This is a genomic window from Streptomyces sp. NPDC057963, assembly GCF_042887155.1.
In the GTDB taxonomy this organism is placed as follows: Bacteria; Actinomycetota; Actinomycetes; order Streptomycetales; family Streptomycetaceae; genus Streptomyces.
This window is the reverse complement of sequence record NZ_JBHVPX010000012.1, coordinates 160462-173500: the sequence shown is the minus strand read 5'-3', so window position 1 is coordinate 173500 and position 13039 is coordinate 160462. Positions and strand designations below refer to the sequence as shown.

Here is a 13039-nt window from a genome sequence, read left to right as displayed (position 1 = left end):
TCGCCGGGAGATCGCTCGTACCAGGCCGTGAGAACACGCAGTGTCGCCCTGAAAGCCGATGCCTCCCAAAGGCGCGCTGGGGCGCGGAAGGAGTGTGTCCTCCAGCCACACCTCGGCCAGGTCCACCGTCAGGTCTCCTGATTCACGTGGAAAGCCTCGCTGGGCGTCTTCGACGAACGCGTGGGCGCCGATGTCATCCATGATGTGTGCACGGATGGCGTGTTCGCGCCGACTGTGGAAGTGCGGCCAGAGCAATTCTCGATCTGGATCGCGAGCCGAGGTAGAGGTGCCCGGGGGTTCTCTGTTCTGGATCTCCTTCAACTCGGCCCGAAGCCCGCGCATGGCGCTGGGGTATATCCGACCGTCGCGGAGAGCCGGTTTGTCGGGGAGGTTGTGGCCAGATGCCAGGTCTTCGACGGTGACCCCCCATGTGCCGCTGTCGGCCGGCTGATCGCCGGGAGCGGACGCATCTGCTGGCAGTATTGTCTCGGGATCCCCCATCCAGGCCGAGCGTATGCCCGAGCACCTCGACCAGGCCAACGCTAGTCCGCCTGCTGGTCTCCATGTGCCGGAATCCGGGACCGGGCACACCCTTGGCAGGCCGTCACCTCACGCGCCATGGGTTGAGGAGGTGTCTGTCGATGAGTGCATCTGTCCTTACGTGGGAGCGACAGGGCCCCCAGCCCCTCAGGAGCGCCAGGTTCAGGCCGAGCCGGTCAAGCCGGGCCTCGCTCCGGCGGGCCCGCCCACCACCGTGAGCAGGTCCACGACGAAGATCAGCGTCGAGCCCGCCGGGATCAACGGAGAGGGTGACTGCCTGCCGTAACCGAGACGCGGGGGAACAATGATCTCGCGCCGGCCGCCGACCTTCATTCCCCTTACCCCCCGGTCCCAGCCCTTGATGACCTTGCCACCGCCCACCGCGAACTTGAACGGCCGGTCCCGCTCCCAGGAGGAGTCGAACTCCCTTCCGGACGCAAACGTGACCCCTACATAGTGAACCTGGACGACCCTGCCCGGCTGCGCCTCGGGTCCATCCCCAACCACGAGGTCCCGGATCGTCAACTCGGTGGGCGCGACACCCTCCGGAACCACGATTCTGGGCTTCGTCAGTTCGCTCATCACGGTCCCATCGCTCGCCACCGGAATCCCTCGCACGGGCCGACCGGACACATGGACATTCCATGCGGCAGGCGATCACGCTACGGCAATGCCCGTGCTTCAAGGTGCACCCCGGGCCCCGGAGGCAGGTCAAGGACCGATCGATGCGCGCCCCGGAGTGACCGCGTAGGCACCTGCCCGCCGGACGCAATCCGGGCGGATATCGCCCACCTGCGGCGGAGTGCAGGCGGTGTCCACTACAGGGAAGTGGCCACAGCAAGGCTGGCTCATCAGCTGACTGTCAGGAAGAACTTCCCGACCTCAAGGAGTTCCATGTCGTCAGTGGACCGCACTCCGTTCGATCTTGAGGCATATGAGACCAGGGCGCTTCTCGGGCCGTGTTTCGTCTGCGCGTTGCTCAAGGGAGACTCTGACTGCAGAAATGAGTCGGTCTACGAAAACGCTGACCACGGCACGCTTGTGCATCGGTGGCGCCGGGCTCGCTCTCGGAGGCTGTGCACCGGTCCTGCGGCTGCTGTCGTTGATCCTCGCGGACCGCTCCGGGGCCGCCGCGCACTCCACGTGGTGCGTCATCGGGAACAGGCGGACGACACGGAAGGGAGTTTCCCCTGCGCACGAGGTGGAGCGAAGCTCAGTAACCTGCGGACCGACGGGCAACCGTGCGCACCACTCAGTTGGCGCGGCCGGGCTTCCCTTCTACAGTGCCACCGAAGCGACTCGCTAGCCGAAGAAGCTCAACCGGACGTTACGGTCAGTGTTGTCCCTGTTCGTGTCGACCAGGCACACCGACTGCCACGTCCCCAGTTCCAGTCGGCCCCCGATCACCGGCAGTGTTGCGTGCGGTGCGACCAGGGCCGGGATCACGTGGTCACGGCCGTGGCCGGGACTGCCGTGGCGGTGTTGCCAGCGTTCGTCGGCGGGGAGCAGGACGTGGAGGGCGGCCAGGAGGTCGTCGTCGCTGCCTGACCCGGTTTCCAGGATGGCGATGCCGGCGGTCGCATGCGGTACGAAGATGTTGAGCAGGCCGTCCCTGGCGGCGGCCGCCCGGTCGAGGAACTCCTCGCAGTCGTGCGTCAGGTCGGTGACGGTCTCCGACGCTCCGGTGGTGATGTGCAGGACGCTGGTGGTGAAGGCATGGGGCATGCCTTGATTCTCTCGCCCGCGCTGTGAGATTGCGCGTCCACGTGCCGAGGCACCATTGACCGTCTCAGTCATGGATCGCTACGTTCAGCGCCATGTTCCGTTCAGCTCTGCTTACTTCGCGCGGTCACATCGACCTGCTGCGGGTGGCTTCGGCCGCGTGTCGCACCGGCTGCTGACGTCCTTTCAGCACATGTCCCACCGGTGACGGAGCACTCCGGTCACCCGCCCACGCCGCCGTACGTGCCTGATCACCTGCGCCCCGGCGTGCCCCGCCCCGTCGACCGCGTGTCGTAGCCCCTGTACCGCAGCACCGACAGCGGTTCGCACACGCGTGCGGCCGTGGCGGTCTCCCTTACCCCTTGTCCGTGGACTGCTCGTGGAGCCCTCATGACCATCGACCATGCTCTCGCCCCACCGGATACATCACCGAGGTCCGGTACACCTTCCGCTTCGTCCGCTCGCCGACCGCTCGACCTTGAGCCGGTGGTTCCGGCTTCCGCCCGGGGTGTGCGCCTGCGGGCGGCGCCCTGTTGGATACGGCGTACGGCCGGGCCGCTGCTGCTCCTCCTGCTGTGGCGGGTGCTCAGCGTCACCGGCGTCCTGCACCCCGAGGTGCTCGCATCGCCCGGCACCATCGCCCGCGCCGGATCGGATCTGATCGCGGACGGGACACTGCTGTCGTCGATGCGGGCGTACGCGGAGTCGATTCCCAACTCGTAGAAGCAGGCCATTCGCTGGGGCTCCGGCGATGGGGCCTGATTCGGCATGTGGTGCCGCCGGGCGCGCTGCCCGGAGCGATGACGGGGCTGCGCTACTCCCTCGCCACAAGTGGCTGGCGCTGGTCTTCGGCGAGTCCGTCAATGCCGATGCCGGAATCGGCTTCCTGATGAATCAGGCCCGGGAGTTCTTCCGTACCGACGTCATCATCGTCTGCCTCGTCGTCTGTGCCTTCCTCGGCCTCGCCGCCGATGCCATCGTCCGCGTACTCGAAAGGCTGCTGCTGCAATGGCGACCGACCTTCACGGGACAGTGAGCTCCTCCGCTCCGACCGGCCGGTCGGAGCCCGCCGTGCGGGTCGAGGGACTGACCCGTTCCTTCGACGGCAGGGCCGTCGTCGACGGGCTGGATCTCCCCCTGGACGCCGGGGAGTTCACCGTGCTGCTCGGCCGGAGCGGCTGCGGGAAGTCGGCCCTGCTGCGGGTGCTGGCCGGGCTGGACCGCGAGATCGAGGGCACCGTGCTCGTACCGAAGCGGCGGGCTGTCGCCTTTCAGGCGCCCCGGCTGATGCCCTGGAAGCGGGTCTGGCGCAATATATTGCTGGGGCTACCCGGAAAGCCCGAACGGGCAGTCGCCGAGCGTGCGTTGGAGGAGGTCGGGCTCGGAGCCCGGTCGGGGGCATGGCCCACGACGCTCTCCGGGGGCGGGGCACAACGCGCCTCGCTGGCCCGAGCACTGGTGCGTGAGCCCGATCTGCTGCTGCTCGACGAACCGTTCGGCGCGCTCGACGCGTTGACCCGGATCAGGGCTCGGCACCTGGTGGCCGAGCTCTGGCAGCGGCGCGGCTGCGCGGTGCTGCTGATCACGCACAATGTGGTCGAGGCGTTGCTGCTGGCCGACCGTGCGCTGGTGATGCGGGACGGAACGATCGCGTACGAGACACCCGTCGCCGTGGACCGGCCGCGCGCCGTCAGCGGCCCCGAATCCGCCGCGCTGCGCTCCCGGCTGCTGACCGAGTTGGGTGTCGAGAGCACTGCCGCACCCGCGAAAGCCGTGTGACCACCTCGTCGCGTGCCACCCGGCGCGGTCGGCGGTCGGGCCGTCGCGCCATCTCGCCGCCCTGCCCGCCCTCGTCGCCCTCGTCGCCCTCGTCGCCTGAGTATCCGCCCGTTGGCCGACAACCTCCGGTGATAGCAAGCCCGTTGAAAGAGAGACCGATGGGAAGCCCTACCCACCTGACCTGGGGCGAGCCGCCGACGGCCGTGAAGGAGAAGATCGACCGGATTCGCGGGCTGGCGGAGGAGCAGGGCCGTACGGTCCGCTTCGGCATCCGGCTGCACACGATTTCCCGCGACTCCTCGCGGCAGGCATGGGCGACGGCCGAGCGCCTGCTGGGCGATCTCGATGCCGAGACGGTGGCCGCCGCGCAGCAGGTGCTGGGGCGGAGCGAGTCGGTCGGGCAGCAGCGGATGCCGGCGCTGCCCGGCGGCTCCCGCGACAAGCTGGAGATCACGCCGAATCTGTGGGCGGGTGTGGGCCTGGTACGGGGCGGTTGTGCGGGCACCGCGCTGGTCGGGAGTCATGCGGAGGTCGCGGATCGGATCGGGGAGTATCACGAGCTGGGTGTGGAGCACTTCGTGTTGTCCGGATATCCGCATCTGGAGGAGGCGTACTGGTTCGGCGAGGGCATGACTCCCGAGCTGGCGGCACGTGGTCTGCTGCCGACCGTACCGGCGTCTCCGCTCCTCGGGATGCCCAGCGCGAACGGCCGGCCGGCGTCCGCGCCGGGCGGGGCTCCGCTGCTCGTCGCGGGCGGCCGCTGAGCCTCAGACAGGGCGGCAAGCGGGACAGTGGACCGGCGCGCCGGCGCGCTGATCCGCAAAGCCCGTGGACCTGCGCGCACACGCCGAGCCCCGCGGGTCCGTACGCCTGTACGCCTGTACGTCTGTACGTCTGTACGTCTGTACGTCTGTACGCCAGCATCGCGGCTGATCGCAGCGGATCGCGGGAAGATCCTCACCCTCGGAGAAGTTAGTAGAAGCGTGAACAACTTCGGGGCGGTCGCTACGGGCACAGTCGATGTCGTCGTGGTAGGCGCCGGACAGGCAGGGCTGTCCGGCGCCTACCACCTGCGACGCGCCGGTCTGGAGCCGGACCGCGACTTCGTCGTGCTCGACCATGCTCCGCACCCTGGCGGCGCCTGGCAGTTCCGATGGCCCTCGCTGACGTACGGCAAGGTGCACGGCATGCACGCGCTGCCGGGCATGGAACTCGCCGGAGCCGACGACAACCGCCCCTCCTCCGAGGTGATCGGTACGTACTTCGACACGTACGAGCGCACCTTCGACCTGCGGGTTCACCGGCCGGTCGACGTGAAGGCCGTGCGTGAGGGCGATGGCGGACGGCTGCTCGTCGAAACGTCCGAGGGCACGTATGCCACCCGTGCCCTGATCAACGCGACCGGTACGTGGGACAAGCCGTTCTGGCCGCGCTACCCGGGCCAGGAGAGCTTCCGCGGGCGGCAGTTGCACACCGCGGACTACCCGGGGCCTGCGGAGTTCACCGGGAAGCGCGTGGTGGTGGTCGGCGGCGGCGCCTCCGGCACGCAGCATCTGATGGAGATCGCCGAGGTGGCGGCCGAGACGTACTGGGTGACGCGTCGGCCGCCGGTCTTCCGGGAGGGGCCGTTCGACGCGGACCAGGGGCGGGCAGCCGTGGCGAGGGTGGAGGAACGAGTACGGCATGGACTGCCGCCGCAGAGCGTCGTGAGCGTGACCGGGCTTCCGCTCACCGACGCGGTCCGGCGTGCCCGCGCGGAGGGGGTGCTCGACCGGCTGCCGATGTTCGACCGGATCACGCCGGTCGGAGTCGCCTGGGGCGACGGCCGTACCGTCGAGGCGGACGTCATCCTCTGGGCGACCGGGTTCCGGGCGGCCATCGATCACCTCTCGCCACTGAAACTCCGCGAGCCGGGCGGTGGCATCCGGGTCGAGGGCACTCAGGCGGTGCGGGACGCGCGCATCCATCTCGTCGGGTACGGGCCGTCCGCCAGCACGATCGGCGCCAACCGGGCCGGGCGGGCCGCGGTGCGCGCGATCACCCATCTGCTGCACGAGACCGGTTCCGAAGCGGAGGCCGAATCCGAAGCGGAGGCGGCGGCGGGGGCGGAGGCTGAGGCAGAGGCAGAGGCGAGAACGGAGACAGCGACCGAGACGGTTACTGATACGGGTACAGGTGCACGTAGACGTACGGGTATGGGTACGGGTACACGGACGGCGACGGACGGGGATCTCGTGTCCGCCGCGGTGTGACGGTGCGGGCGCTCAGCCGCCCGACGCGCTGCGACGGTTGCGGTTGAACTCCTCCACGTTTCTCTGCTGTTCCGTATAGCTACTGGTGAAGCGGGTGTCTCCCGGCGCCACCGTGACGAAGTAGAGCCACGATCCGGGCGTGGGGGTGATTGCCGCCACCATCGCCTGCTCCCCCGGGTTCCCGATGGGGGTGGGTGGCAGACCCTTGCGTTCGTAGCTGTTGTAGGGACTGTCGATCTTCGTGTCGCCGGTGGTGGTGTGCAGGGTGCTGCGGTTCAGGGCGTAGTTGAGCGTGGAGTCCATCTGGAGCGGCATGCCCCGGTCGAGCCGGTTGTAGATGACTCTGGCGACTCTGCCCATGTCGCGCTCGGTGTCCGCCTCGGCCTGCACGATGCTCGCGATCGTCACCGTCTGATACACCGAGACGCCATTGCGCCGTGCACCCGCGGTGATGTGGTCCGCCCCGAATCGCTCGACCGCCGTGTCGACCATGTACCTGAGCAGGCTCTGCGGGGTGGTGTCGGAGGTGATGGGGTACGTCGCCGGGAAGAGGTAGCCCTCGGGATTGCCCTTCGCCTCGGCCGGGAGCGGCAGCTCCGCCGTGCCGACTGCCTTCTCGGTGGTGCCGGATGCGACGGCCAGGCTCTTGTCGACTGCGGCGTACACCTGGGAGGCCCGCCGGCCCTCGGGGATCACGAGCGGGCGGACCCGTTCGACCTCGGGCCCCCGCATCAGCAGTGGTACGAGGACGGCGGCTGCGACGGCGAGAACGAAAACGATGCCGATGACCAGCACCAGACGGCCGCGCCGGGGCGGGCGGAGAGTGGGGCGGGGCGGGGTGTCCGGAGGCTGGTTCACCATGCGCGCACGCTATCCCGCCGTCCGGAACCCCCACCTGGACGACAGGCCCACGCCTCACGGACAGAACACACGAACAAGGGATCGGATGTTCGCTAGAACGCGTGATCGTTGCGCTATTCGTTGCTCAGCTCCCCCGCGACAGATGATGATTACAGGGCGCAAGCGACGGGCTGCAGACCGCGACTGCGCTGTCCCGAAGATGCACCATGTACAAGGAGAAACACCGGATGAACCTCATCACCAACCTGCTCGCCGGCATCGTCCACTTCGTGGGTTGGCTCATCTGACCCTTGCTTCCCCCGGCGCCGTCGCTCCCCGTCCCACGGGAGCGGCGGCGTCGTCGTCTGTGGAACCTCGGCGGACAACACCCGGCCCCGCCGATCAGCCTGTCACCGGCGCGAGTTGGGTGTCGCGCCGGACCAGGGCGGCGTAGCGGCCGTCCTGTCGGAGGAGTTCGTCGTGGCTGCCGCGCTCTGCGGTTCGGCCACCGTCCAGAACGACGATCTGGTCGGCGTCGCGGACGGTGGAGAGCCGGTGCGCGATGGTGATCGTGGTGCGCCCCGCGGAGAGCGCGTCGATCGCTTCCTGGACGGCGAATTCCGTACGGGTGTCGAGGGCACTCGTCGCCTCGTCGAGCACCAGGACGGGCGGATCGCGCAGGATCGTACGCGCGATGGCGAGGCGCTGTTTCTCGCCTCCCGAGAAGCGGTAGCCGCGCTCGCCGACCATGGTGTCGTACCCGTCGGGGAGTGAGGCGATGTGATCGTGGATCTGCGCCGCACGGGAAGCCGCCTCGATTTCGGCGTCGGTCGCGTCCGGCTTGGCGAAGCGCAGGTTGTCGGCGACCGAGGCGTGGAAGAGGTAGGTCTCCTGGGAGACCACGCCCACGGCCCGCGCCAGGGTGTCGAAGTCCAGATCGCGTACGTCGACACCGTCGAGCGTGACCCGGCCGCCGGTGACGTCGTAGAGCCTGGGCACCAGATAGCTGAGTGTGGACTTGCCGGACCCGGTGGGGCCGACGACCGCCAGGCTGCCGCCGGCCGGCACGGTCACATCGATGCCGCTGAGGGTCGGGCCGCTCTTCTCGTCGTAGCTGAAGTCGACGCCCTCGAAGCGGATCTCACCGCGGATCTTCTCCAGCCGGACGGGATTCTCGGGCTCGGTGATGTCCACTTCGAGGTCGAGATACTCGAAGATCCGCTGGAAGAGTGCGAGGGACGTCTGCATCTGCACGCCGGTGGAGAGCAGGCTCACGGCGGGCCGGAAGAGGCCCTGCTGGAGGGAGACGAAGGCGACGAGCGTGCCGATGGAGACGGCGGGGCCGCCGGACTGCAGGGCGAGGCCCGCCGCCCAGTAGATGACGGCGGGCATGGCGGCCATGACGATGCCGATCGTCGACATCCGCCACCGCCCGGCCATGCTGGAGCGCACTTCGAGGTCGACCAGTCTCTCGGACTCCTCCGCGAAGCCCTTGGTGAGGGAGTCCGCCCGGCCCATCGTCCGGCCGAGCAGGATGCCGCTGACGGAGAGCGACTCGGTGACCGTGGCCGCCATGGCCGCCATCTGCTTCTGGCGCCGGGTGGTGATCTTCTTCCGCTCACGGCCGACCCGGCGGCTGATCCAGACGAAGACCGGCAGCAGGAGGAGCGAGACGAGGGTGAGCCTCCAGTCGAGCGCCAGCATGGCGACGACCGTGGCGATGACGGCGGTGAGATTGGAGACCAGCGACGTCGCGGTGGAGGTGACGGTCGCCTGCATGCCGCCGATGTCGTTGGCGATGCGGGACTGCACCTCGCCGGTGCGGGTCCTGGTGAAGAACGCGAGCGGCATCCGCTGCAACTGGGCGTAGACGGCGGTGCGCAGATCGTGCATGACGCGCTGGCCGACCGTGGTGGAGATGAGGGTCTGCAGGACGCCGAAGACGCTGTTCATCACGGCGGTGAGGATCATGCCGAGGGCGAGCAGCGAGAGCAGCCCCGTACGCCCCTGCGGGATGGCCGTGTCCAGGATTTCGCGCAGCAGGAACGGGGAGGCGACCGACACCAGCGACGAGGCGCCGACCAGCAGTCCGACCAGGGCGAGCCGGCCTCGGTAGGGATGGAAGAGGCGCAGGACGCGGCGCAGCTCGGCGGGCGGGCTGCTCCCGTCCCGGGGCGGGGGTGTCCAGGTGATTTCGTCGGGTTTCATGGGCTCCTTCGTCGGGCGTGCGGCGACTCGGTCTCGAATCCGGTCCGGGGACTCGAATTTTGAGAGCATAGCTCATTGTTACCTATACTCACAATGCACAAGGTCCTGATATTGTTCCGCCATGGACTCCTCCGACGCCGACGGCGTGCTCGCCGAGCAGTTGCTGCGGGTGACCCGCAGGCTCCAGCGGATTCAGAGCCGCCAGCTGGAACCGATCGGTATCACCCCCGCGCAGTTCCGGCTGCTCCGCACCGTCGCGCATTACGACGGACCGCCCCGGATGGCCGACCTCGCTCAGCGGCTGGACGTCGTCCCGCGCGCCGTGACCAGCCTGGTCGACGGTCTGGAGGCGAGCGGCCGGGTGCGCCGCGCGCCCGATCCGGACAGCCGCCGGGTGGTCCGCATCGAGATCACCGAGGAGGGTCTCGCCACCCTCCGCTCGCTGCGCGACGCGCGCCGGGCCGCCGCAGAGGAGATCCTGGCTCCGTTGACCGCCGATCAGCGCGAGGTGCTCGGCGGACTGTTGTCCGCCCTGGTCAATGGAATGCCCGAGCGTCACTGCTAAACCTGTAGGCACACACGTTCACCCGGTGGGTGCCGCGTGCGCGCCGTCTCCGTACCGAACAAGAACCAAGCACCAAGCACCAAGCACCTAGCACCAAGCGCAGACAAGTACAGAACCGCCGAGGAGAGCTCGACATGCCACTGCTGGAGCCGAAGCCGGAAGCACTCCGCCCTGGTGCGGTGCGCACCCCGTCCCTGGACCGGGTCCCCGACCGGCAGGCTCCGGGGACGCCCGAACCGCTGCGCCGCGAGCTGATCGACCTGCTGGGCCGGGAGAAGGTGCTGTGGAAAGTCTCCGACCTCGTGAAGTACGCCTCCGACGCCAGTCCTTACCGGTTCGTCCCCCAGGTCGTCGTGGTCCCGGAGGACATCGCCGACATCTCGGCGATCCTCTCGTACGCGCACGACAAAGGCCGCGAGGTCGTCTTCCGGGCGGCCGGCACCAGCCTGAACGGCCAGGCGCAGGGCGAGGACATCCTCGTCGACGTACGCCACCACTGGGCGGGCATCGAGGTCCTGGACGGGGGCGCGCGGGCCCGCATCCGGCCGGGGACGACGGTCCTGCGGGCCAACGCCGCCCTCGCCCGGCACGGCCGGCTGCTGGGGCCCGACCCGGCCAGCGCCATCGCGTGCACCATCGGCGGAGTCGTCGCCAACAACGCCTCCGGAATGACCGCGGGGACGACCCGCAATTCCTACCGCACCGTCTCCTCCCTCACCTTCGTGCTGCCGAGCGGCACGGTCGTCGACACCGGTGCCCCCACGGCGGACGAGGACCTGGCCCGTGCCGAGCCGCGGCTGTGCGAGGGGCTGCTGGCGCTGAAGGCGGAGATCGAGGCGGATGCCGGGCTCACCGCCCGGATCCGCGCCAAGTACGAGATCAAGAACACCAACGGCTACCGGCTCGACGCCTTCCTGGACGGCTCGACGCCCGTGCAGATCCTGCGCGGCCTGATGGTCGGCTCCGAGGGCACCTTCGGCTTCATCTCCGAGGTCGTCTTCGACACCCTGCCGCTGGACCGGCACATCACCACCGCCCTGCTGTTCTTCCCCTCCCTGACCGCGGCGGCGGCCGCCGTGCCCCGCTTCAACGATGCGGGGGCGATCGCCGTCGAATTGATGGACGGCAATACGCTGCGCGCGTCGGTGAGCGTCCAGGGCGTGCCCGCGGACTGGGCCGAGCTGCCCAAGGAGACCGCGGCGCTGCTGGTGGAGTTCCGGGCTCCGGACGAGGCCGGCCAGGAGGCGTACGAGCGGGTGGCGGCGTCCGTCGTCGAGGGGCTCGGCCTTGTCGCCCCCGTGGCGTCGGTGACCAATGAGTTCACCCGCGACGCCAAGGTCATCTCCGGCTACTGGAAGGCGCGCAAGGCGTTCGTCACCGCGGTCGGCGGCTCCCGGCCCTCGGGCACGACGCTGATCACCGAGGACTTCGCGGTGCCGCCCTCCCGACTGGCCGACGCCTGCGAGGCCCTGCTCGGGCTCCAGGCGGAGCACGGCTTCGACGCCGCCGTCGCCGGTCACGCGGCGCACGGCAATCTGCACTTCCTGCTCGCCTTCGACTCGGCGAAGCCGTCCGACGTCGACCGGTACGCCGCTTTCATGGACGACTTCTGCCGGCTGACGGTGGACCGCTTCGACGGCTCCTTGAAGGCGGAGCACGCCACCGGCCGCAATATCGCCCCCTTCCTGGAGCTGGAGTGGGGTCCGAAGGCGACCGAGCTGATGTGGCGCACGAAGCAGACCATCGATCCCGACGGGGTCCTGGCGCCCCGCGTCGTCCTCGACCGCGACCCGAAGGCCCATCTGCGCGGGCTGAAGACCATTCCCAAGGTCGAGCTCGTCGCCGACCCCTGCATCGAGTGCGGTTTCTGCGAACCCACCTGCCCCAGCCATGACCTGACCACCTCGCCGCGCCAACGGATCGTGCTCCGCCGGGAGATGATGCGGCAGGCCGGCGGCTCCCCGGTGGAGGCGCGGTTGCTCGACGCCTACGGCTACGACGCCGTCGACACCTGCGCGGGCGACTCGACCTGCAAGCTCGCCTGCCCGGTCGGGATCGACACCGGCGCCATGATGAAGGACTTCCGCCACCAGCGGCACTCGCCCCGCGAGGAACGGATCGCAGCGCTCACCGCGAAGAACTTCAAAGCAGTGGAGGCGGCGGCCCGGCTCGCGGTCGCCGCGGCCGACCGGATCGGCGACCGGATCGGCGACGGGCCGCTGGAGACCATCACCGGGCTCGCCCGCAAGGCCATACGCCCCGATCTGGTGCCCGAATGGCTCCCCGAGATCCCCGGCGCCGCCGCCCGCAAGCTGCCTCGCACCTCGCGTGCCGGGGCGAGCGCCGTCTACTACCCGGCGTGTGTGAACCGCATCTTCGGCGGGCCCGAGGGCCACCGCGGCCCGTCGCTGCCACAGGCGGTCGTCGCCGTCTCCGCCCGCGCCGGAAAGCCGGTATGGATCCCGGACGACGTCGCGGGCACCTGCTGCGCGACGATCTGGCACTCCAAGGGTTACGACGCGGGCAATACCGTGATGGCCAACCGCATCGTGGAGGCGGCCTGGGGCTGGACGGCGGGCGGAAAGCTGCCGCTGGTCGTCGACGCCTCGTCGTGCACCCTGGGCATCGCCCATGAGGTGGTGCCGTATCTCACCGACGAAAACCGGGAGTTGCACCGGGAGCTGACCGTTGTCGACTCCCTGGTCTGGGCGGCCGACGAACTGCTGCCCGAGCTGACGGTCCTCCGGAAGATCGGTTCGGCGGTCCTGCATCCGACGTGCTCCATGCAGCATCTGGACGATGTGGAGCAGCTGCGCGCGGTCGCGGAGGCCTGCGCGGACGAGGTCGTGATCCCCGACGACGCCGGGTGCTGCGCCTTCGCGGGTGACCGCGGCATGCTGCACAAGGAGCTGACGGCCTCCGCGACGGCGAAGGAGGCCGCCGAGGTGAACGCGCGGGAGTACGACGCACATCTCTCGGCCAACCGGATGTGCGAGATCGGAATGGACCGGGCCACGGGGCGCTCGTACTACTCGGTGCTGATGGAGCTGGAGCGGGCGACGCGGCCGGGGGCCGTCGTGCGCTGATCTCCGGGGCCGTCAGGGGGCTGGTCCGTCCTCGGCCGCCCGACGGC

The 13039-nt window shown here is 69.3% G+C and carries 9 protein-coding genes and 2 pseudogenes; 7 read left to right on the top strand and 4 right to left on the bottom strand.

The window, feature by feature from the left end; genetic code table 11:
• Positions 1-702: 702 nt before the first annotated feature.
• Both ACFVT1_RS26905 and ACFVT1_RS26900 read right to left on the bottom strand, forming a co-directional pair.
• Positions 703-1122: an FKBP-type peptidyl-prolyl cis-trans isomerase gene (locus tag ACFVT1_RS26905; RefSeq protein WP_389799977.1), complete on the bottom strand. Its 420-nt coding sequence runs from the start codon at positions 1120-1122 to the stop codon at positions 703-705.
• 720 nt (positions 1123-1842) lie between these two features.
• Positions 1843-2265 carry a secondary thiamine-phosphate synthase enzyme YjbQ gene (locus ACFVT1_RS26900; protein WP_389799975.1) on the bottom strand — a complete coding sequence of 141 codons (423 nt, stop codon included), beginning with the start codon at positions 2263-2265 and terminating at the stop codon, positions 1843-1845.
• Positions 2266-2357: 92 nt separating this feature from the next.
• Here ACFVT1_RS26900 and ACFVT1_RS26895 point away from each other — a divergent pair, with 92 nt between their 5' ends.
• From ACFVT1_RS26895 to ACFVT1_RS26875, 5 genes and pseudogenes are all read left to right on the top strand, one after another.
• Positions 2358-2441, top strand: a complete 84-nt coding sequence (locus ACFVT1_RS26895; RefSeq protein WP_362206238.1) for a putative leader peptide — start codon at positions 2358-2360, stop codon at positions 2439-2441.
• Positions 2442-2652: 211 nt separating this feature from the next.
• Positions 2653-3298, top strand: a pseudogene (locus ACFVT1_RS26890) (ABC transporter permease).
• Positions 3271-4041: an ABC transporter ATP-binding protein gene (locus ACFVT1_RS26885; RefSeq protein WP_389799973.1), complete on the top strand. Its 771-nt coding sequence runs from the start codon at positions 3271-3273 to the stop codon at positions 4039-4041. The pseudogene ACFVT1_RS26890 and the gene ACFVT1_RS26885 overlap by 28 nt, the downstream one beginning before the upstream one ends.
• A 173-nt stretch (positions 4042-4214) precedes the next feature.
• Positions 4215-4805: pseudogene (locus ACFVT1_RS26880) on the top strand (LLM class flavin-dependent oxidoreductase); the annotation flags it as partial.
• A 219-nt stretch (positions 4806-5024) separates the two neighbouring features.
• Positions 5025-6293 (top strand): NAD(P)-binding domain-containing protein, encoded by a 1269-nt coding sequence (locus ACFVT1_RS26875; RefSeq protein WP_389799971.1) that lies wholly within the window; start codon positions 5025-5027, stop codon positions 6291-6293.
• A gap of 12 nt (positions 6294-6305) precedes the next feature.
• Here ACFVT1_RS26875 and mltG read toward each other — a convergent pair whose 3' ends face one another.
• Together mltG and ACFVT1_RS26865 are read right to left on the bottom strand one after the other, a co-directional pair.
• Positions 6306-7154, bottom strand: coding sequence for an endolytic transglycosylase MltG (gene mltG, locus ACFVT1_RS26870; RefSeq protein ID WP_389799969.1), 849 nt, complete (start codon positions 7152-7154; stop codon positions 6306-6308).
• Positions 7155-7535: 381 nt separating this feature from the next.
• Positions 7536-9341 carry an ABC transporter ATP-binding protein gene (locus ACFVT1_RS26865; RefSeq protein ID WP_362206162.1) on the bottom strand — a complete coding sequence of 602 codons (1806 nt, stop codon included), beginning with the start codon at positions 9339-9341 and terminating at the stop codon, positions 7536-7538.
• 121 nt (positions 9342-9462) lie between these two features.
• Between ACFVT1_RS26865 and ACFVT1_RS26860 the strand changes: the two genes are divergently transcribed.
• The gene (locus ACFVT1_RS26860) at positions 9463-9906 is read left to right on the top strand and encodes a MarR family transcriptional regulator (protein ID WP_362206163.1); all 444 of its coding nucleotides are present in this window, start codon (positions 9463-9465) and stop codon (positions 9904-9906) included.
• Between the two features lie 134 nt (positions 9907-10040).
• Positions 10041-12992 carry an FAD-binding and (Fe-S)-binding domain-containing protein gene (locus ACFVT1_RS26855; RefSeq protein ID WP_389799967.1) on the top strand — a complete coding sequence of 984 codons (2952 nt, stop codon included), beginning with the start codon at positions 10041-10043 and terminating at the stop codon, positions 12990-12992.
• The last annotated feature ends 47 nt before the right edge of the window (positions 12993-13039 follow it).

Bases quoted from the DNA above. Each gene is read 5' to 3' on its own strand.
- ACFVT1_RS26905 (WP_389799977.1), bottom strand. From the start codon at position 1,122: ATGAGCGAACTGACGAAGCCCAGAATCGTGGTTCCGGAGGGTGTCGCG.
- ACFVT1_RS26900 (WP_389799975.1), bottom strand. From the start codon at position 2,265: ATGCCCCATGCCTTCACCACCAGCGTCCTGCACATCACCACCGGAGCG.
- ACFVT1_RS26895 (WP_362206238.1), top strand. From the start codon at position 2,358: ATGTTCCGTTCAGCTCTGCTTACTTCGCGCGGTCACATCGACCTGCTG.
- ACFVT1_RS26885 (WP_389799973.1), top strand. From the start codon at position 3,271: ATGGCGACCGACCTTCACGGGACAGTGAGCTCCTCCGCTCCGACCGGC.
- mltG (WP_389799969.1), bottom strand. From the start codon at position 7,154: ATGGTGAACCAGCCTCCGGACACCCCGCCCCGCCCCACTCTCCGCCCG.
- ACFVT1_RS26865 (WP_362206162.1), bottom strand. From the start codon at position 9,341: ATGAAACCCGACGAAATCACCTGGACACCCCCGCCCCGGGACGGGAGC.
- ACFVT1_RS26860 (WP_362206163.1), top strand. From the start codon at position 9,463: ATGGACTCCTCCGACGCCGACGGCGTGCTCGCCGAGCAGTTGCTGCGG.
- ACFVT1_RS26855 (WP_389799967.1), top strand. From the start codon at position 10,041: ATGCCACTGCTGGAGCCGAAGCCGGAAGCACTCCGCCCTGGTGCGGTG.